This is a genomic window from Sporosarcina gallistercoris (assembly GCF_014836415.1).
Taxonomy (GTDB): Bacteria; Bacillota; Bacilli; order Bacillales_A; family Planococcaceae; genus Sporosarcina; species Sporosarcina gallistercoris.
The window spans coordinates 373,262-394,245 of sequence record NZ_JACSQY010000002.1; the positions used below are offsets into that span (position 1 = coordinate 373,262).

19 protein-coding genes and 1 pseudogene are annotated in these 20,984 nt (G+C 41.8%); 8 read left to right on the plus strand and 12 right to left on the minus strand.

The window, feature by feature from the left end:
- Positions 1-77: 77 nt before the first annotated feature.
- The gene (locus H9659_RS05155; protein ID WP_191688846.1) at positions 78-1,817 is read right to left on the minus strand and encodes an ABC transporter ATP-binding protein; all 1,740 of its coding nucleotides are present in this window, start codon (positions 1,815-1,817) and stop codon (positions 78-80) included.
- A 178-nt stretch (positions 1,818-1,995) separates the two neighbouring features.
- Here H9659_RS05155 and H9659_RS05160 point away from each other — a divergent pair, with 178 nt between their 5' ends.
- The 3 genes and pseudogenes from H9659_RS05160 to H9659_RS05170 all read left to right on the plus strand — a co-directional run bounded on the left by H9659_RS05160 (position 1,996) and on the right by H9659_RS05170 (position 6,710).
- Entirely contained in the window at positions 1,996-3,360 is a 1,365-nt protein-coding gene (locus H9659_RS05160) for an ABC transporter permease (RefSeq protein WP_191688847.1), read from the plus strand.
- A gap of 15 nt (positions 3,361-3,375) precedes the next feature.
- Positions 3,376-4,871 (plus strand): annotated as a pseudogene (locus H9659_RS05165) (ABC transporter permease).
- A 30-nt stretch (positions 4,872-4,901) separates the two neighbouring features.
- Positions 4,902-6,710, plus strand: a complete 1,809-nt coding sequence (locus H9659_RS05170; protein WP_191688848.1) for an ABC transporter substrate-binding protein — start codon at positions 4,902-4,904, stop codon at positions 6,708-6,710.
- 109 nt (positions 6,711-6,819) lie between these two features.
- On the opposite strand, the gene H9659_RS05175 is transcribed toward H9659_RS05170, so the two are convergent.
- Positions 6,820-7,587: a 3-hydroxybutyrate dehydrogenase gene (locus tag H9659_RS05175; protein ID WP_191688849.1), complete on the minus strand. Its 768-nt coding sequence runs from the start codon at positions 7,585-7,587 to the stop codon at positions 6,820-6,822.
- 37 nt (positions 7,588-7,624) lie between these two features.
- Positions 7,625-8,818, minus strand: a complete 1,194-nt coding sequence (locus H9659_RS05180) for a DUF4317 domain-containing protein (protein ID WP_191688850.1) — start codon at positions 8,816-8,818, stop codon at positions 7,625-7,627.
- Positions 8,819-9,081: 263 nt separating this feature from the next.
- Here H9659_RS05180 and H9659_RS05185 point away from each other — a divergent pair, with 263 nt between their 5' ends.
- The gene (locus H9659_RS05185; RefSeq protein ID WP_191688851.1) at positions 9,082-9,504 is read left to right on the plus strand and encodes an organic hydroperoxide resistance protein; all 423 of its coding nucleotides are present in this window, start codon (positions 9,082-9,084) and stop codon (positions 9,502-9,504) included.
- 85 nt (positions 9,505-9,589) lie between these two features.
- Here the strand turns inward: H9659_RS05185 and H9659_RS05190 are convergent, their stop codons facing one another.
- From H9659_RS05190 to H9659_RS05200, 3 genes are read right to left on the minus strand one after another with little or no spacing between them, the layout of a single operon-like run.
- Positions 9,590-9,931 (minus strand): hypothetical protein, encoded by a 342-nt coding sequence (locus H9659_RS05190; protein ID WP_191688852.1) that lies wholly within the window; start codon positions 9,929-9,931, stop codon positions 9,590-9,592.
- Positions 9,932-9,944: 13 nt separating this feature from the next.
- Entirely contained in the window at positions 9,945-10,847 is a 903-nt protein-coding gene (locus H9659_RS05195) for an anti sigma factor C-terminal domain-containing protein (protein ID WP_191688853.1), read from the minus strand.
- Positions 10,834-11,346, minus strand: a complete 513-nt coding sequence (locus tag H9659_RS05200; RefSeq protein ID WP_191688854.1) for an RNA polymerase sigma factor — start codon at positions 11,344-11,346, stop codon at positions 10,834-10,836. The genes H9659_RS05195 and H9659_RS05200 overlap by 14 nt, the downstream gene beginning before the upstream one ends.
- Before the next feature lie 200 nt (positions 11,347-11,546).
- On the opposite strand from H9659_RS05200, the gene H9659_RS05205 reads away from it, so the two are divergent.
- Entirely contained in the window at positions 11,547-12,038 is a 492-nt protein-coding gene (locus H9659_RS05205) for a hypothetical protein (RefSeq protein WP_191688855.1), read from the plus strand.
- Between the two features lie 71 nt (positions 12,039-12,109).
- Here H9659_RS05205 and H9659_RS05210 read toward each other — a convergent pair whose 3' ends face one another.
- From H9659_RS05210 to H9659_RS05230, 5 genes are all read right to left on the minus strand, one after another.
- The gene (locus tag H9659_RS05210) at positions 12,110-12,859 is read right to left on the minus strand and encodes an alpha/beta family hydrolase (protein WP_191688856.1); all 750 of its coding nucleotides are present in this window, start codon (positions 12,857-12,859) and stop codon (positions 12,110-12,112) included.
- A gap of 30 nt (positions 12,860-12,889) precedes the next feature.
- Entirely contained in the window at positions 12,890-13,507 is a 618-nt protein-coding gene (locus H9659_RS05215; protein ID WP_191688857.1) for an NUDIX hydrolase, read from the minus strand.
- A 187-nt stretch (positions 13,508-13,694) separates the two neighbouring features.
- Positions 13,695-15,389, minus strand: coding sequence for a methyl-accepting chemotaxis protein (locus H9659_RS05220; RefSeq protein WP_191688858.1), 1,695 nt, complete (start codon positions 15,387-15,389; stop codon positions 13,695-13,697).
- Between the two features lie 309 nt (positions 15,390-15,698).
- Complete coding sequence (locus tag H9659_RS05225; protein WP_191688859.1) at positions 15,699-16,475, minus strand: TatD family hydrolase; 777 nt, start codon at positions 16,473-16,475, stop codon at positions 15,699-15,701.
- Between the two features lie 117 nt (positions 16,476-16,592).
- Positions 16,593-17,669, minus strand: a complete 1,077-nt coding sequence (locus tag H9659_RS05230; protein WP_191688860.1) for a helix-turn-helix transcriptional regulator — start codon at positions 17,667-17,669, stop codon at positions 16,593-16,595.
- Positions 17,670-17,953: 284 nt separating this feature from the next.
- Between H9659_RS05230 and H9659_RS05235 the strand changes: the two genes are divergently transcribed.
- On the plus strand, positions 17,954-19,138 hold the full coding sequence (locus H9659_RS05235) for a YhgE/Pip domain-containing protein (protein ID WP_191688861.1): 1,185 nt from the start codon (positions 17,954-17,956) through the stop codon (positions 19,136-19,138).
- 46 nt (positions 19,139-19,184) lie between these two features.
- Positions 19,185-19,724: a PadR family transcriptional regulator gene (locus H9659_RS05240; protein ID WP_191688862.1), complete on the plus strand. Its 540-nt coding sequence runs from the start codon at positions 19,185-19,187 to the stop codon at positions 19,722-19,724.
- Between the two features lie 160 nt (positions 19,725-19,884).
- Here the strand turns inward: H9659_RS05240 and H9659_RS05245 are convergent, their stop codons facing one another.
- Positions 19,885-20,574, minus strand: a complete 690-nt coding sequence (locus H9659_RS05245; RefSeq protein ID WP_191688863.1) for a type 1 glutamine amidotransferase domain-containing protein — start codon at positions 20,572-20,574, stop codon at positions 19,885-19,887.
- A 74-nt stretch (positions 20,575-20,648) separates the two neighbouring features.
- On the opposite strand from H9659_RS05245, the gene H9659_RS05250 reads away from it, so the two are divergent.
- Complete coding sequence (locus H9659_RS05250; protein WP_191688864.1) at positions 20,649-20,984, plus strand: MerR family transcriptional regulator; 336 nt, start codon at positions 20,649-20,651, stop codon at positions 20,982-20,984.

A 20,984-nucleotide genomic window follows, 5' to 3' on the forward strand; every position in this document is an offset into this window, starting at 1 on the left:
ATCGTTCTCTCCAAGATAAAACTGCATTCCCCACGTCACACGGGATGCGGTTCTTACACGGAAAACTCCCCTTAAAATTACTCGAGTGCCTTTGCTACCCAATGTCCTTTCGACACTTCTACAAGTTGCTGGTTTTGTACATCAAACTTTCTTTCTAGCCCGTCTTCGCTCGTTAGATTACGGTTTTTGTTCCTCTGCACTTTAGGGTCAGGAATCGGAATTGCAGCTAGCAGCGACTTGGTATAGGGATGTAACGGGTTATTGTACAGTTCTTCGCTTTCTGCCAACTCGACAATCTTGCCCGCGTACATGACCGCCACCCGGTCACTGATATGCTTGACCATCGATAAGTCATGGGCGATGAATAAATATGTGAGTCCCAGCTTATGCTGCAAATCCTCAAGAAGTTTCACAATCTGTGTCTGGATAGATACATCAAGTGCGGAGAGCGGTTCATCACAAACTATGAAATCCGGCTCAACTGCCAAGGCGCGGGCGATGCCGATTCTTTGACGTTGACCACCTGAGAATTCATGCGGATAGCGCATTGCATGCTCCGGTTCTAGTCCTACCATTACTAGGAGGTCTTCCACTCTTTGCTTCCGCTCCTTTTTGTTCTTACTCATCCGATGGATATCCAGTGCTTGCCCGATAATATCGAGTACTTTAAAACGCGGGTTCAAAGAAGAATACGGGTCTTGAAAAATCATCTGCATATGACTTCGCATCGCTTTCATCTCTTTTGGAGAGAATCGGTTAATGGCCATCCCTTGGTAGAGGATCTCTCCAGCTGTCGGCTCGTTCAATCGGAGAATTGCACGACCCGTTGTAGATTTCCCCGAGCCCGATTCCCCTACAAGACCAAGCGTCTCACCAGGTCGAATGTGAAAACTTATATCATCCACCGCCTTGGTCACTTCTCCTTTTCCACTGTCGAAATGTTGTTTCAAGGATGTCACTTGAATCAAGGGGATGGTTCTATCGATTCCTTCCCGGAGCTGAGACACTCGTTTCACTTTCTTTCTTTCATCCAGACGAGGCAGTGCATGTAATAACCGTTTGGTATAAGGATGTTGGGGACTTTCAAAAATATCGAACGTTGTTCCAGTTTCAACGATTTCCCCCTCTTTCATGACTGCCACGCGATCGCACATTTCTGCTACGACCCCTAAATCATGTGTAATAAGAATAATCGATGTGCCGAACCGCTGTTGAATGTCTTTCATCAAGTCTAAAATCTGCGCTTGGATCGTTACATCCAGAGCAGTTGTCGGCTCATCTGCAATGAGTAATGCGGGCTTACACGCAAGGGCAATCGCAATCATCACTCGTTGACGCATCCCCCCTGAAAACTCATGCGGGTATTGGTCGTAGCGTGCTTCACTGTCTTTAATACCGACCAATTTCAAAAGTTCCACCGCTTCTTTTCTCGCTTCTCTTTTTGACACATTCATATGTTTTACTATACTTTCGGAAATTTGATTTCCGATTCTTTTAGTTGGATTTAAAGAAGTCATGGGGTCTTGAAATATCATGCCGATACCATGGCCTCGAATACTTTCCATTTCTTTTTCTGTCTTAAGGCTCAAGTCGTCTCCTTGAAATTCAATGATGCCTTCTTTTACATATGATGGAGGGGAGGGTAACAAACGCATGATTGAACGCGCCGTTACACTTTTCCCACTCCCTGATTCCCCTACAATACCAAGTGTTTCCCCTCTATTGACTTCGAAACTCACCCCACGCACTGCGTTGAAATCTTCCTGCCTCCCGGTAAACGCTACATGTAAGTTCCTTACTTTTAAAACTGGTTCCATCGGATCAAGCTCCCTTTGTCATAATTTTCGAGTTATAAAGATAGAATTGACAAACATTATCTAGTATTTTATAGTCTAGTATACCAATCGGAATTAAACAATATAAAAGGTGGTGTAATGATTGGCACTCACTCTAGCTTCACTTTTCGAAAGGTCTTTCAGAAAGGCTCAGGGAAAAATGTTGGTTAAAATTCTCCTCTTGGTAGCAGGTTTCCCTCTCCATCTTGTCACTTATTTTATTTATGTAAGAAAGCGAAAAGACCAGAACTCTATTGAAATGATGGAAGTTATTCGAGAAGAATTGTTGGAAAATAAATGCAAAGAGGAATGGCTTAATGATTTTACAGATCAGCTCGATCGAAAGCAGAAATTCTTCCAAACAAACTTGAAGTCTGAAGAAATCCATAGGGAGGCGGAGAAGTTAGCTGAAGAAAAACTGAGAGCGGAAACTTTACGGCTCAGTGAAGTACGTCTCGCAAGAAACGGAATGCATAAGCAAACGTACTCCTTTTACTTTCAGTCCTTACTCAAGCGCCCGACATTTTTGATGGTTTCTTTAGTGCCAGGCATTTTCATGTATGGGTTGTTGTTACTTTTCAGCAGTCCGTTCATAACCTATGTCGCAGAACGGCTTGTCCAAAGTTTGTTTGTGATTACAGGCGTTGCAGTGCTGGTCTTTACAATCCTGTATATATCTCCTTTCGATCCCGCAACCAACATTTTAGGAGAATCTGCAACTAAGGAACAAATTACAGCATTCAATCGACTGCATGGTCTCGATTTGTCTTACTGGCAGCAATTGTGGAATGCGTTAAAAGGGATTGCAACTTTCGACCTCGGTTCCTCCTTCGCAGGGAATGAGGATGTTGCAACCAGTATCGCCAACAAATTCCCAGTGACGCTCACTATTGCATTGTTATCCGTTATCATGGCCATCGTCATAGCCATTCCAGTGGGGATCTTATCTGCAACTCGGCCGAATTCGTTTTTAGATTATTCCTTTATGTTTATTGCGTTACTCGGTCTTTCTATCCCGAATTTTTGGCAAGGTCTCATCTTCATTTTGGGGTTCTCCATCAATCTGAATTGGCTTCCTCCCACATATAGTCCTGGCAATGCGCTTTCTCTTATCATGCCTGTCGTCGTTCTTGGAACTGCGCTGACTGCATCCATTGCAAGAATGATGCGCTCATCGCTTCTTGAAATCATCCATGAAGACTATATCATCACGGCTCGAGCAAAAGGCTTATCTAAGAGTCAGATGCTTTGGAAGCACGCTGTCGGAAACGCCATGATTCCCGTCATCACCGTTATCGGTCTGTTGTTCGGAGGCATGCTTGGAGGTGCTGCTGTAACAGAAAAAGTATTCAATATTCGAGGGATTGGCAGTTATATCGTTGATAAACAATTCATTCCCGATATTCCAGCGATTATGGGCGGTGTCGTCTACATTGCGATTACAATTTCGTTGATCAATTTACTGATCGATATTTTGTACGCATTTCTAGATCCGCGGATCCGATCCAAGATTAACCAATCATAAGGCAGGTGTAAATTTATGAAAGAAACTCTGCGGAAACGTCACGCCCTATCCATTTCAACCGAGTATACCCAAGCAAATTTCACGTGGGTTCTTTCGCTGGTTTTTTCAGGGATTTTCTTATGGAACAGCTTCTCGTTCAAAACTGGTGAACTGCAGCCCGTTGTATTCATCCTTTTTTCATCTATGCTCTGACGACTCTATTTCAGCTTTTCATCACTTGGAAGATGAAAAAAGATCTACTCAACACAAGTGAAATTCAGCAAGCTACAAGACGACTTGGCTATGTGCAATTGATAAGTTTACTATCGGGTAATATCTTTGCTGCTGCTTTCGCATTCAACTTGATCAATCAAAGAAAGACCGTGGAATATACGTTTGCAGTGTATATGTTGTTGACGCAACTTGCAGTTATTGCCATAAGCTCTGTGAATCTTTTTAAACCGTACGTCAGCGATACTTTTTTACTCGCGATGGGAAGTTTGCTCATCATTGCTCTGTTTCATCTACTTGTTCTCATCCTGACGATTAACTTTGTTAAGGAATACGAGGCACCGAAATGGATGACGATCGTTGCACTATTTTTAATAGCGACAGCCGTGACAGGGAACTTGTTTGCACTTCTTTTAGGCTGGAGCATACTTATGAAGTCCAGGGGATTCGACTCGTCACGATTGTTGAAGTGGAATGTGATGTGGGAGAAAATTACATGGAATTCGACCGCTGTTCTGGGAATGTTCTTCATTCTCCTTATGCTTACGATCTCCGTCACGAGTCGATTCACATTCGATTATACGCTCGCAGTGGAAAATAATTACGGCGCGACTTTACAGACTCCGAGTCTTGAATACCCGTTCGGAACCGATAATTTTGGCCGAGACGTATTCTCAAGAATTGTATTCGGGGCAAGAATATCACTACTCGTCGGATTCGCGGCAACGATTTTACCCGGAATTATCGGCGGCTTTCTCGGGGCTATTGCTGGATACTATAGCAACCGCGTAGATAACTGGATCATGAGGTTGCTGGACATATTGTATTCAATTCCTGGTATCTTACTCGCAATTGCTATTATTGCAGCATTCGGAGCCAATACAGTCAACCTGATTATTGCGCTCAGCGTGGGAGCCATTCCAACATACGCACGAACGATGCGGGCGAATGTCCTAATGGTGTCCAACTACGATTTCGTAGATTCCGCTAAAGCATTAGGCGCATCAGACTTCTCCATACTATTTAAACAAGTTGTCCCAAATTCTTTAGCACCGATGATTGTGAAATCCACCTTAACAATCGGCGGTGCAGTGATTGCAACGAGCAGTCTGAGCTATTTAGGCCTTGGTGTTGAGCCCCATATTCCAGAATGGGGAAATATTTTGAAAGTCGGAAGTACGTATCTGGAGTCGAATTCGTATCTCGCAATTTTTCCAGGTCTTGCAATCATCCTGCTCGTTCTCTCATTCAATTTCTTGGGAGATGGATTACGGGATGCGCTAGACCCGAAGCTTGACTGACAACTAACAAAAACTTGGAGGGATTCATCTATGAAAAAGAAACTGTTAACACTGACCTTACTGCTCGTTCTCGTGCTTTCAGGCTGTGTCAAAACTAAATCAGAGGTTGAAAGTGGAGGTAAAGACGACAGTAAGGGCGGCTCGAATGAGAAAGTGCAGATTGAAGTTCTCGGAATGGGTTCAGGCGAAGAAGACTTGAATATTGTGCGCGACCAACTCATCAAAAACGGCTTTGACGTCAAACTGAACATCCAACCGGATTACGGGACATTCTCCGCACAAAAAGATGCAGGAAACTTCGATCTGGCGCTGTCGAGCTGGACGACAGTCACTGGGAATCCTGACTACGCCGTACGTGCACTATTCAAATCCGATGGTGCAAATAGTATGGTTAAGGACGCTAAAGTGGATGAATTGATCGATCAAGCGAGCACCGAGACTGCTGATGAATATACAAAAACTTACAAACAGTTAGAGCAGCAGCTCGTTACAGAAAAAGCATTCATCGCACCCCTTTATAACTCTTTTAAAGCACAAGGTGTAAACAAAGAAGTATTGAATCCAGATACAGTACGACTTGCAAAATCCCGTGCAATTCCATGGGAGACCATTGACTTCAAAAAGACTGAACAGCGTGCGACCGAGCCACTTGTGACGCAACAAGCAATAGGCGATTTGACTTCACTGGATCCCATAAAAGGAAATGATGGTTCTATAAATACACTCAACACAAATATGTACGTCCGTCTTGTCAACTTGACGGATGAAGACGAAGTCGTATCAGATGGTTCACTTTCTTATAACTATGCAATGGCTGAAGGAAATTCCGATTACTACTTCCTTCTTCGCGACGACATTCACTTCGCAGCTGTTTCAAAAGAGAAAGCAGTTGACACTGGTGAACGCGTCGGAGCAGAAGATGTTGTGTTCTCTTTGGATCGTGCAAAAGACATGGATTCTGTACCGGATCATCGGACATATAGTTTGCATGAACATATTAAAAGCGCTGAAATCGTAACTGACTTGGCGGAATTGGAAAAAACCACTCTGTCAGGTAGTGATCAAACGGTTCTAGCCGCTCTTGAAAATGATCTGGATACAAAACTGTCTGCACTTGTTGGAAACAAAACAGAAGCCGACAATTCAAAAGGAAACTACCAAGTAGTTAAAGTGACGACAACAGAACCATTCCCTCAAGTGTTGAACTATTTGGCTCACCAATCAGCAGGGATCGTCTCAGAGAAACAAGTGAAGAGCATAAACACGTATGACGTTGCATCCTTTAATATAGATACCGATATTCCATATGGAGATCAGCGCACTGTAACTGAAGGTGCAAATTATAACAACCAGTTGTATGCAAGTGGACCTTACATTCTCGTCAAGAAAAACGATTATCAAGCAGATTTCGTTAAGAACCCCGGATACCGCACAGGCAGTGATTTTGAGCCTAAGGTTTCAAACGTAACGGTGCGCTTCATCGATGATGCAGATAGTGCTCTGTCTGCCTTACGTAACGGTGAAATCCATATCTTTAACGGAGTTCCGGAAACGAAGTACGACCTTGTAGAAAAAGCGGATAACTTGCAGCTTCAAAAGAGCGACAGCAACGCCGTGACTTACTTGCAATTCAATACAGCCGGCCGAGAAGTCTCACAGAGTGAAAACTTACGTAAAGCTGTGCTATTTTCCATCAATCAAGACGAATTCCTGAACTATTATCAAGGGAACAAGAAAAAAGCTTACTCTACTGTTAGCCCACTTGTAGACACTGGAAACGAGCTTGTAGCTGATTCTGATAAGGTAAAAGAGTTTTTGGAAGCCTATCGTAAGGAATAATTGAAAACCGCACTCCAACCTGAATTTCCAGGTCGGAGTGCGGTTTTTATTTTCATATTCTTTAAAGGTTTTCTCTCGTTTACACGCAATCGAAATGAGTTACATCCGATTACTGCGCTGTATACCCACCATCTAAAACAATCGCCTGTCCAGTAATCCCTTTTGCAGATTCACTTGACATGTACAATGCCAAATCGGTGATTTCTTTGACGTCAATCAATCTTTTCTGTGGCACAAGTGGATATAACACTTCTTCCAACACTTGCTCTACTTCAACATTTCGGGTTTTTGCAAGATCATTGAATTGGTCACGGACCAGTTTCGTATCTGCATACCCCGGACAAATTGCATTCACGGTAACACCATCTGTTGCAGATTCCAATGCAGCTACTTTTGTTAAACCAATCACGCCATGTTTCGCAGAATTGTAGGCAGCTTTCCCTGCAAAACCAATCACGCCATTAATCGATGCCATGTTAATGATACGGCCAAATTTCTGTTTTTTCATATATGGCATAGCATGTTTAATGGCGATGAATGGTGCTGTTAGCATCACTTTAACTAGCAGTTCAAACTTCTCAGTTGGGAATTCCTCGATGAACGACACGTGTTGTAGACCTGCATTATTAACCAGAATATCTATTTTTCCGTAAGTTTTTACAGTGAATTCAATTGCAGCTTGAATGTCTTCTTCTTTCGTGACGTCACAAACGATTCCTGAAACATCTCCACTTAACTTAGCAACTGCTTCATCGATCGCTTCTTGACTAAGATCTGAAACAACCACTTTCGCTCCCGCTTCAGAAAAGGCTTTTGCAATGTCGAATCCGATTCCTCGTGCCGCCCCTGTAATGAATAATACGTTGCCTTCTACCATTACTTCATCCCCTTAAGTTAAATTGACGCCCACCGATTTAAGACTCAAACAACTCTTCTTCCATCAACGTAAACCCTTCGATCATCGTATCTTCTTCCACCTCGATCAAAAGACAGCGTTTGCCGTTGTAATTGACTTGTTTCACATATTTTAAATCTTGGGGACTGATTGATATATTTGCGACTTTCGTGCTGATTTTGATCGATTTCGAGGTATAACTTGGTACCACATGGCTCGCTTTCAACTCATAGGATTCATCGTCAACTACAGATTGGAATGCCTGCTGCACTTTTTCGGTATCAACGTCTTCTGCCCCACTCAATTTCAATACGCGTTCCAGTTCTTTTGTATCCAATGTCGGAACGTAATCCTCATCTTCACCCTCGTCTTCAACAGTCGTCATTCGGTTGAGTTCATCGTAGACGTTGGACAACATTTTGGTATTGACTTCATCTCCTACGACGTGCTTGACGATTTCTTCAAAGACCGCTTTGTCATCTTCAGCTGTCATGATTTCCTCACCATCTAACACGTTCTCGATAAATCGGTAATCCGGTTTGTTCGCCTTGCCCGCAGCATACAAAATGTGATTCACATCTGCTGCATTGTCCGTGAAACAAGGGAACAGAAACCCTCCTACAGGCGAAGCCAGTTTGACGACAGGGTCCGTCATCTCGCTGGACTTAAACTCACGTCCGACAAAGTCGAACACGAGTGAACTCTTCGGCAGTTCGGTATGGTTCATGCTGCAAAGAATGAAAGGTGTTGTATACGCCTCGTCCCCTTCAGCCATTTCCAACTCTTCCAAGTTCTTTTTCGTCGGCTTATAATACTTCCCACGAATGAACGTAATGACCAAATCTTTTTCGTACTGAGTATCCTTGACCATTTTCTGGGCGATCAACTGCATGTTCTCTTTCCAGTCATCCGCTTCTTTTGTATGGAGTCCCGCATATAAAAGCTGTTGAGTATTATCTGTCTGCCCTTCTTTTACTTCCGCAAATCGAACCTCGAATAACTTCATGGCGAGCTTTCCGCCTAGCACTTTTTTGAAGTTAGCTAAAAACAACTCTTGCTGCTCCCGCTCCATCAATCCGAATGCTTGGCTCTCCTCGTGATAGATCTCATCACTTTCCTGGCGAACGTAAACATTATAGATATCTGTAATCATGAGTAAATCCGTATCTACTTTAAATTGCTTGCGAATTTCAGCAATGTCTTTTTTATTCATATAAAGTCCCTGCTTTCTATCTATAAGATCGATTGTTTGGAATCTGCCTTAGCTCACATCCAACTTAGAGCTTTCAAAGTTCACGACTCGCTTTTGACACTCTTCCATTATAACAATAGTTGGGTACATGAAAGTAATCTTGAGCGTTCTTGACGACTTGAATGAGACTTCTACAATACCTATCTGTTTCCTTTGCTTAAAAAATTGGATACAGGGTAAACATTGACTATAGTACTAAATAGATGATGAGGAGAAGTGATATCATGTCAGAAACACTATTCACAGCGACTGCAACTGCAAACGGCGGACGAGAAGGGCACGTTCAATCCTCGGATAATGTCGTGAGTTTTGACACGGCGATGCCTGGAACTCCTAGAGCTAAAAAATTGGAGAACTCCACCAACCCTGAGCAATTGTTTGCGGCGGGCTATGCAGCATGCTTTGACAGCGCGCTGCAATTGGTTGCAGGCAAAGAAAAAGTGAAATTCGACTCTGAAGTCACTGCAAACGTCAGCCTTCAAAAAGACGAAGCAGACCAAGGCTTCAAGTTAGCGGTGAAGTTGCAAGTGAAAGGGACAGGCATTGAAAAAGACCAGTTACAAGAGTTAGTCGAAAAAGCTCACAAGGTCTGCCCTTACTCGAAAGCGACGCGAGATAACATTGAAGTTACATTGGAAGCCCTATAAACATTCAGGAGTACAAGAAATCCTCCGAAATGTAGAGTTACACATTTCGGGGGATTTCTTAATTCTATTTGGAACGATAAGCGTCTCATTTACGAATATTGAAAACCAATGCAATTAGAATACTGGCACTGAAAATAACGATTGGAACTGTGAGTGTCCAGATATTCACTAATATGATGAATGCGATGCAAACGCCAATTGCCCCAAGCAATGCCGTTAAATAACTAGTTTCCCTCTCATTCTTCATAGCTCGATAAAGGATGATGACAGGAATGTTAGATGCAATAAGCAACAACAAACCGAGCAATGCATCTATTGAAATGATGGAAGTTGCTCCAAATAATAAGAAGGATATGATACTCAAAGCACTTATATTAACTGCAAGTGCTGCGATGATGAAGATGACTTTTCGAACTGTTTTGGACATGCCTGTTCCTCCTCTAGTTGTGTACACTTGCTCCGATTGTTATATTTTTTACGAAGTCGAGTTGTTTTAATTGTTGTAAATCCTTTGCTGATCCTGTTACGACAGCGCCAATGACTTCTGGAGATTCACGATCAATTGCTTCTTTAACTTGCATCAATTTCTCTTTATCTGTTCCTCGATTTTTGGAAATCGAAAGCTTCAAATCCTCTTGAAAGTGTGCTGCAGGATTTTCAATAAGTGCTCCACTTTGATCTACAGTAGAAATACCGACAACTTCATCCTCAGTGAAAATCGGTTGTTCTTTTTGCATGGCCTTCACTCCATTTTCGTCAAACACATCAAGCCATAGCCAAGAAGGCGTTAGTGATTCAGGGAATTGGCTTTCAAGTTCTTCGGGAGTGAAGGATCTGCTAAAGGACAGCGCCACTTCATACAACGTATCCTCTTGAAGGGATGTTAAGTCTTTGTTGTATTCCTTATACATCACATTTGGATGCATGAACGTCATCACCTTCTGCCCATTCGTTCGAAACACTCCATGATCACTGTAAACGAACGCATCTACTGTATTATTTTTGTGCTGAACGGTTTTCAGTTCGACAGGGATGCCATCTACTAACTTGTAAACTGGAGCAGTCGCACTCGATCCTAGTAACTTCGGGTGTTCTTGCCATTGACCAACATACATATTTGCTCCGAACACCGTATAATAGGTTTCCACTTTTGCTGTATCTTGAGTCAAAAGATAGGGGGTGATCCACCACTTGATGATGACTAGCAAAGCAACTGTTGAAAGTACTAGAATTAGATTGATGAACACGTTCTGTTGAATGTTCTTCCGTTTTGCTTGTTTAAACAGATTGGTTGAATCATCATGATTAAAGATTGCATCGAGATCGTTCTCAGTATTTTTCATCGTGTTCACTCCATTTTTTCTTGAATGCAATGCGTGCCCTGTACAAAGAAGTTTTGACCGTATCAACTTTCATATCGAGCAGTGATGCGATCTGTTCATAAGACATTTCAAATTCATATTTAAACAACAGTAAATTACTAAAAGCAGGAGTTAACTCACCTAACACGTGCTGAATGGCTACTCTGCTTTCTTTACCGAGTAAAATGGACTCGCCATTTTCTGTCGAAAGCAATTGCTCAATTCCATCTGGCTCGATGTACATCGTAATTTCCCGATTATTCTTTTTGCATAACGTAAAGTATTCGTTTCTTGCAACACGGAATAGCCAAGAAATCGGATTCTCCATCGTAGTGTGGATATTATTGACGATGGCTTTCGTAAATGTGTTCTGTGCAATATCCTCGGCATCTTGGAGAGAGGAACCGAGCTTCATCAAGTAGTTTTGGATAAACAAATATTTATCTTTGTATAGCATCGATAATAGGTCTTCTTCTGTCATGGGTCCGCTAAGCTCCTCTCTTCTATATAACAATCGAATTCGCAAAAGGTATACAGCCATTTCAAAATTTTTTCTAAAAAAGAGCAAGCCGCAACCGGCTTACTCTTTTACAGTACTATTCGTATCCTCAGATTCACTAAGTTGGAAAGCGGGCATACTCTATGTAAACGTAACTCAATCATATAGTAGGAGGAATCGGGATGATGAACTATCAAGCCTTTACAGGCATCGTGACTGCCATCAATGACTTTTCAATCGGACAGTACAACGAAGTAGGTTGTTACAAGCTCATGTCTGTCGATAACGGTTATGGAAACGCAGTGAATTTCGTAGTGGCTCCGACCACTTACTTTGTCGATCAAGAAGTGGTATCCGTCGGGGATCAGGTGACTGGATTTTACGATGGGAATGCTCCGGCTCCGCTCATCTTCCCACCACAATACAATGCGGTGATCATGTATAAAAATACGTCTGGTCAATTTGTGAAAGTGGATCATTTTGATGAGCAATTAGTGAGCAGTGATCACACGCTACAGTTGAATATGAATCCAGCTACTAAAGTCGTACTGAAAAACGGGCAGCCTTTCACAGGAAATCTGGCCAACCGAGATTTGCTTGTCGTATACGGCGCAACCACTCGAAGTATCCCTGCGCAGACGACACCTTACCAAATCGTTGTATTATGTTCATAACTGAAGATTCCCCTGCATGTGGAAGAACTTTCTGCATGCAGTTTTTTACGTTAACGTCCGCAGAATCCTCTTCACTCGTTCAATTTCCCTAAGAATTCCACGACGTATTTGACGGTGTCCTGAATTTGTTGGTCTCCTGACAGTGAAGTTTCTCCATCACCCTTCTGATGACCGTACTCTCCAAATCCGCCGTGATTCCCACCTTCAATTCCGATGAATTCAGCATCGCTTGGCATCATCGATTTTGCGCCTTTCACTTTTTCCAAATCAGCAACTTTATCATTGCTTCCCCATAAAGACAACACTTTCAACGAGGAGTCACTTAAATCCGTTTTACTTTGAGGATAGGATGCAAGCAAGACGAGTCCTTCTATTTCCTCATGCTCCAGCGCATAATCCGCCGCCATCACACCCCCTAATGAGTGACCGCCAATGACCCATCTTTTTATCTCTGGATGGTCGCTAATAATCTCATCCGCACGGTCGGGAGAAAGGATCGCTAAGTTAAATGGGAGATCTGCAAGGAGCACAGGATATCCCTTCGCAGCAATTTCCTTTGCCATCTTCGCATAAGCTGGTGCTTCTACCTTCGCACCCGGATAGAAAATGAAACCGATATCGCGTGCTTCAGAAACCGGTTCAAACAGAATATTCCCTTCTTCTTTAACGATCAACTGATCATCGGATTGTAAACTTTTCTTTGCAGATGGAATTGCCTCATAAGAAGTGCTGACAAAGATGAAAAATCCAGCTACTGCAATTAGCAGTAACGCTGCGATTCCTATCAGGATCTTTACAGGCCATGACTTCTTTTCTCTCATTTTCATGACTCCTTTAAGTGAGATAAAATCCTATTTAATCAAATCGATAAAATGTTTTAATATGCGAGCTGTCAATCCCCAAACAATATATTCTCCATATTCATAAAACCACTCTTCCTGTGAACGCGTTCCCCATTGGTACTGCTGACCATTGTAGATCTTATCGAACGGGAAGTCCGGCAAGGGTGCCGGTTGAACGGGGACTCTGTGCAGAACGGGTTCATGCTCGAGTAACCACTTCAACGGAATCGCAAAGACTTCCTCGACTTCTTCCTTATTAAAAGAATGGATAATTTCACGATAGTCGCACACCGCCACAAAGGGATAGACGACAAACGAAGGAGATGCAATATATGGACTCAACTTTCCAATGACATTGATGGTGTCTGGATCGATTCCTAATTCTTCATGGGTTTCCCGCAATGCAGCCTCCATCGGCGAAGCATCTGCCAAGTCAATTCGACCTCCTGGAAAACTGCTATCTCCCGGCTGTTTACGCATTGTCAGAGAACGTCTCTCAAAAACTACATGCCACTCACCTGATTCATGAACAAGCGGCACTAATACTGCAGCGCGGAATGCAGTATCTTCACCAATGAACAGTGACTCATTGCCATCTAGTTGTTTCTTCATATCCTCCAAAAACATACAGTTTCTACACCTCCATGCTTTCTCATAACGTTATCGTATCATTAGCAGGTGAATAATTAAAGAAACGCATTAGGAGGCGTTTCAAGCCTTTTTCAACTTACTTCACGTACGTATGTGAGATAAAAACATCTTCTACAAAAAAACACGAGATCATCAAAGTGAAATGATCCCGTGTTCAGTATAATTAAAGTTTGAATTGATGTGCCAATCCATTCAGCTCTTCAGATAGTTGAGCAAGTTCAGCTGAACTACTGGCCACTTCTTCCATCGAGCTCGCAGTTTGTTGAACGGAAGCTGAGGCTTGTTCTACACCCGCCGCCGCTTCTTCAGACACTGCAGCGATATCGTCCACTGTATGGTTGATCTCTTTAGTACTTCCTACTATATCATTCAGATTGGTCCCTACAGTTTTTATATTTTCATCCATTTTGAGAACGGCCTCACTAATTTTATTGAAGGTTCCTTTTGTCAATTGGAGTTGTTCGGTACCTTGCTCCACCTCTTTATAACCGTCAGCAAGTGCATCCGAAACACCTTTCGTCTCACCTTGGATTCGTTCTACAATACCTGAGATATCGGTTACAGAATGAGAAACTTGCTCTGCCAATTTACGCACTTCATCTGCAACTACTGCAAATCCACGTCCCTGTTCTCCCGCCCTAGCCGCTTCTATTGCGGCATTTAGTGCTAGTAGATTTGTTTGGGCTGCTATATCGTTAATCACTGTAACTAACTTGGAAATTTCTTGGGATTGACTGTCTAATCCTTCAACTTTTTGAACCGATTCTTGAACAAGATCATTGATTTTCTCCATTTGTTTTGTAGAGAATGCAATCATCTCAACGCCATCTTGAGTCATCCCAATCACTTCTTGAGAATACTTCTGAACGGTAGTCCCGCTCTCGTTGGTTTCAAAAATCTTTGTCGCAAAGGAATCCATGATAGACACTAGGTCGCTAGCACTGCTCGCTTGTGTTTCAGCCGCTGTTGACAGTTCCTGCATCGTCATTGCAATCTGAGTAGATCCTGTCTTTACTTCATTAGCAGATTGAGTCAACTCTTCACTATGTGATAAAACGGTATTCGAAACGCTATTAATTTGACGCAGAATTGTATTCATTTTTGTTTGCATGTCATTTGTTGCATCCACAAGAAGACCGATTTCATCGCGCGCATTTGTCATAAGATGCTCGTGGCTAATGTCTCCACCCGCAATTAATTTCATTCGCTCAGCAACTTGTTTTATAGGGTTTGAGATAACTCTTGCTGTAATAATGGCAATTATAATAGAAATAATTGTAATAATAATAGAGAGTATCGTACCGATATGTGAAGCTTTTTCTCCTGCCTGTTGTATTTCTTTACCCATTTGCTCGATCTTTTTTTGATTTTTATCCGCTAATGCTTCATATCCAAGACGAATCTCAGTACTTTCATTACTTAGACTGGACGCGTTTTGAATCGCCTGATCTTTATTTCCCTTGTCGTATACGTCGAAAACTTGAGCGTCAACTTGCTTACGCCACTTCACCGTTCGCTCGATTAGCGCATCAAATTCACTATTTTCTTCTATACTTCTAATCGTGTTTTCGTTTTCAATACCGATTTCGGTATACTCTTTGAATGTCTCTTTAAAAGAGGAATTTCCTAAAATTATATATCCTCTCACGGCAGAAATCCTGACAGAGATAGACGAAGACATCTTTTCATAGGCACTTAATAACTGTAATTCTTCATTGATGACCTGATCCAAAGAAGCATTTGTTTTTTCGTTCGTTATATACATAAAAACACTATATATTGACGTGAACACAATCGCAATTGCAAATCCTAGCAAAATTTTCTTTCTAATACTATTTAACTGCCCAAAATTTTTCAACCTGTACACCTCTTATGTAATTTTCAGGAAACGCTATTCGTCACTGGGTAATTATAGTAACTAATGACTATCCCCCGCATTTAAATATATACATACTATTGAACTATGTAAAGAGCTATTTTATATTTAAATATCACCTTTAGTCTTATTGAAAAATCGCATTATATCTTGAATTCAGTTATCTTCTATAATATCTATTCATTTAACGCACAGATTTTAAAATCAAAAAGGACGCACCATTTAAAGAGTACGTCCCATTCCTCACTTTCAATAGGTGGATAATATAATATGTTGCTTCGTACTGCGCCCTTACAACCGATAAAACTTTCGGGTTGTCTCGTAGATTTGGAGATAGGTCTCTTCTAAGCTTATTCCTTTAATATCCGCAATGGTGTGAATACTATGGTGCATCATGGAGGGATGCGTCATTTTCTTTGCAAAATGGCCTTTAAATGGCCAAGGTCCATCCGTTTCCACCATTAACTGTGAGAGTGGAGTCTGTTTGACTATATGTTGAATCTCTTGTTCATACGTGACATCGGGCGTAACCGATAGAACATATCCATTCCGAAGCATACGCTCAAGAACTGCGTCATCCCCTTTAAACCAATGGAAATGCGCTTGTGTGATGTGATAGCTTTCCAGCAGGTCACATACGAGCTCCGCATCTTGGTAAACGGCATGCAGGACAATGGGTAAATCACACGCTACAGCCTTTTGCATAAAACGCTCTAGCAGAACCACATATGGCGCCACATCCATCTCGGGTTCCTCCTGTTGCAAATAATATGGAAGACCGACTTCTCCTATTGCAACGAGAACGTCCCGATTGGCATCAATCAGTTGCATAATCCCTTCAAGCTCACTTTTACTTGGCAAGGACTGTTCTGGATGATATCCGATAGCTGGTTTTACCCGACGGTCCATTCGGGCAAATTCCAATTGCCTAAGTGAAGAGGCTAAATTGTTTGAGACAGCAATCAGTGATTCAACAGACGCTTGTTCTAACTCATTTAGAATTTGAAGACGTTCAGTATCCGCATACATATCTAAGTGGATATGTGCGTCGATTATTTTCCGGTACATTGGCTATCACCTGTTTGTATAGTTTGTTTTTTCAAGCGCTGACGGTTTAAGTATTCCACTCCAAAGCTGTACTCTACATGATAACTGCTTCTGCTATACAAGGACATTCCTGTACATCTACCTTACTTTATTGATCAGCTCCATATATTGTGTATCTCCATACCCGATCATCGGAAAGACCTCAAATAATTTCTTAAGCAATTCCGATTGAGACAGCTGTCTATTTTTTGAGATGTATTTAGTGACCGGATTGTTCTCTGTTTGCATTTCTAGATATAACTCGATTGACTGGTACATCAGGGGCATCACTTGATGACTTGGCTTTTTATGGTTTATGAGTACATTTTCATAGATTGAATGATAGCTGCCTAAAGCTAGTTCCGTTTGAGTTACTTTAAATTCGTCTTCCCTGAAACTATTTAAAAACACCGTACCTTTATACTCCAACTGCTCAAGATACGCAAGAACGGTTAGAAGATTCATCTGACAAAACAGATCTTCACCAAACCATAAAACTATATAGTTATAGTTTTTTTGATTAAGTACCGTTAATGGCTGGATCACTTTGCCAATGTAACTTTCAAGAGAAACATCATGACCAAAAGCCCGTGTTTGGATGAACGTTGAATCGAAAATTGGAGTTGTCGTTTCATGGACACACATCGCTTCATTGAATGGGGCATAATCGGAATTCCCCATCAGTTTTTTACTTTTGAACTCCTCGTACATGACCTGTCCGTTTAAAATATTCAGTACATCCCGGTCAAATAATTCACTTTTTTCACTTTGCAAATGTGCAACTTCCGTGTCTCTTTGAGCAGTCATACGATTTCCTCCCCCTTCTGAATACGTTATAAGCTTGGCAATGGATTGAACTGGCATTTGACGACGTTGAAACTCACTTGGACTGATACCAAACACGGATTTAAAAGCCCTGCTATACGCTTCTTGCGATGAATAGTTATAGTCGACAGCAATATCGATGATTTTGCGATTCATTACTAAATCTTCCGTAGACAAATATAATCTTCGCAGCAAAATGTAACGTCTCATACTGATACCGGTGACCTGATGAAACTTAAAAGAGCAGTAGTAGGGAGAATACCCCATATGATTTGCTAACCCCTCTAAAGAGAACTCCTCTTTTAACCTGTCCTCTATCCAATCAATCATGTGCTGGATGTACTCATTCAATTTCATCACTCCCAAATACCAGTATACGGTGTAGCTAGTTTAATCATATGATAGTTGTTGCGCTGAGTACCGTTCAAGATAGACTGGACTCATTTTACCGTCGGCTTGCACTTTCACTATAAAGTTTCCACATCTCATGTTCTACAAATCCTATCAGATCCTCCGCCAAACAAATCAGTTGACTTCTTAAGGAAAAAGAATAAAATGATGAGATACTTTAAACAAAGTACTTTTATGAAAGTCGAATTGTTAAAGTGTATTTTGAATTGGAAAGAGGAAAAAACATGAAATTCACACAGTTTCTAAAAACGAGAGGTTCAATTGCCGCCATCATCATGGGCGTATTCTATGCAATTGCCATGCTGGGAATTTTCTTACCTGGTTATACGGCAATTCCAAGAAATATTGATAAATTACCGATTGCCATCGTCAATGATGACGCGGGTGAATATGGAGCAACGATTGCAGAGCAACTGCAAAAGAATTTACCTTTTAAAAAAGTAGAGACAGATATCACGAATAAGAAGGCTTTAAAAGAATTGGAGAAAAATGATTTAGCCTTAGTCGTACACATTCCCGAATCATTTTCTGCGGATATGCAAAACGGTGAGACCTCGTCCAGTATTGACTTTACAATTAATGATGCAGGAGCCACAGTCATTTCTTCTTCTATGAAATCCGTTGTTGCGGAAATCAATAACCAGCTCAGTCAGCAATTCTCTCAGCAAACTGCTCAGAGCGTATTAATGAACTTCAATGTGCCAGAAAAGCAGGCTTCTGAATTAGCCGAAAAAATTGAAACTGCTTATGTAGGAAATGTAGTGACCATCAATAAGATTCCTGATGGCATGCATAATAATATGCTTCCTATGTTCCTGACAATGGCGAGTTACATTGGGGCGATGATCGGTTCCATGCAATTAGTGGATGCCTTTAAAGAGAGCCGCGGAAAAGCTAGCAAAACCCGGTTGTTCATCTATCTTCAATTGACTGCTCTTTTGATCGCCGTGTTATCCTCCTTGGCTGCGACAGGAATCACCTATTTAGTGAATGAGCCGAGCGGAAGCCTGTTCATGAGTATAGTCGGGCATCAAACCCTTATTTACATGGCAAGTTTCAATTTCACAGCGATTCTGATTTTCTTACTCGGACCCGCTGGTATGATTCTCAACATTCCCCTTATCTTCGTCCAAACGTTAGCGAATGGGGCAGTCATCTCGCGTGATATGATGTACGCACCATATGAATGGGCAAGCCATATCACACCTATGTATTACTCCGTACAGGGTTACGTAGCGGATCTTTACGGAAGTATTAGTGCAAGTCCATTCCTTTGGTCACTAGCTGCAGTCGGTTTAGGTGCAATGATCATCAATATCATCATCGTTGCGACCGTTAACAAGTCCAAACCGTCCGAGAAGTCCGCAGCAAGGACTGAAATAGAAGAAATCACTAAAGTGTTGTCTTAACCATGTTATAATAAGAAGAATTATTCTTATTAAAGGGGCATTGTGAATGAGCATTCAAGTGTTTATATTAAGCAAACTAATGGTAGGAAAAACCTATCCTTATGAGCTGAAAAAACAAATGTCCGAACCCATACCATTGGACGAATTAGGTGGGATTACAGAGAGTAAGCTCTACTATCACTTCGATGCTCTGTCAAAACAAGGTTTAATTGAACCCGTTGAAATCATCAAAGAAGAACACCGGCCTGACAAACAAGTATTCGCGATTACGGCTAAAGGCCGTGAAGAGCTTCCTAATAAGATTTACAAATTATTTAAAAGTGCAAATGACCTCAATGACATGGTCATCGCTTTAGCAAATATCAAATATGTGGATTCTGAAATAGTTGTGACGCTCTTAAAAGAAAAGTTAACGAATTATAAAGCTCATTGGGAACGGATCATGAACTTTGACAATACGTCCCCCAGAGACGAAAAAAGTGAAAACCTCAATGATTTGCTCGTTGGATATTTCACCACCAAGTCAGACCATACAATTCATTGGCTGGAAGAAGCCATTCGACAAATTGAACAGGGCAATCTATAAAAGGACTCTCCGGAAAGTCAGTGAACACTGATGACTGGAGGGTCCTTTTAGTAGTTGGCTCGCTAGCTTCGATATCGGAGGCTTTCATCCGAAAATAAAAAAGCAAAGCTATGAAGATGGATCATAGCTTTGCTCCTGCTTATAGCGAATACGTTTCCTGTTAGTTAGTTGAATTAAAAACGGACAATACTTCAGCTGCGACCGCGCCGCCGGATGCCGGGTTCTGTCCAGTAACGACGCGATGATCTGCAACAGCAAATGCAGCCCAGTCATCACCTTTCACATAGTTTGCCCCCTGGCTGACGAGTGCATCCTCTGTTAAAAATGGTACGATGTTCTCTAAACCTAGTGCGGCTTCTTCTGTGTTGGTAAAGCCTGAAACTTTCTTATTCGCAATCAGCGGCTCACCTGTTGCATCTTTAATATTCACTAAACCTGCAGAGCCATGGCACACTGCAGAAACGACTCCACCCTTTTGGTAGATGGTACTTGCGATGTTTTGCAAGTGTGCATCTTCTGGATAATCCCACATGACCCCGTGTCCGCCCGTATAGTAGATTGCGTCGTACTCTGCCGCATTCACCTCAGCTGCCGCCAATGTCGTACCCAACTTATTCATGAACGTCTGGTCTTCGTAATACTGCCAGTCGAGCTCCGACATCTGATCTGCTTGCAGACTGTGCGGGTCAATCGGTGTATATCCGCCTTTAGGGCTTACATAATCAATTTCATGTCCTTCTTTTTGCATGACATCTACAAAGTGTACTGCTTCACCCAGCCATAACCCTGTAGCTCGTTCAAGATTCGGATACTTGGACACATTCGTAACGACGACTAAAATCTTTTTCATTCCATTCACTCCTCTTTGTCTGATAGAATCAACCTTAAAGGTTAAACCTAACTTTAAGTCAAGGAGGTTGCTCCATGTATCCCATTCAACAAGCAAGCACACTAGCTCAAGTGCCATCCAGCACAATCAGATACTATGAAAAGATCCAGCTCATCCCTGCGATCACAAGAAACGCTCAAGGAAACCGGACGTTTGATGATAAAGACATTGAAATCCTGAATCTAATCAGGTGTTTCCGGCATCTTGGCATGTCAATTGAGGATATCCGAGAGAACCTCTCACATATCCATGGTGCTTATGAAGATGTGAATACGAAAGCGATTCTGTTCCAGCATAAAGAGAAGCTGGAAGAACAGATCCACATTTTGAATTCATTCATCCGTGAAATTGACGACAAGATAATGGCATGA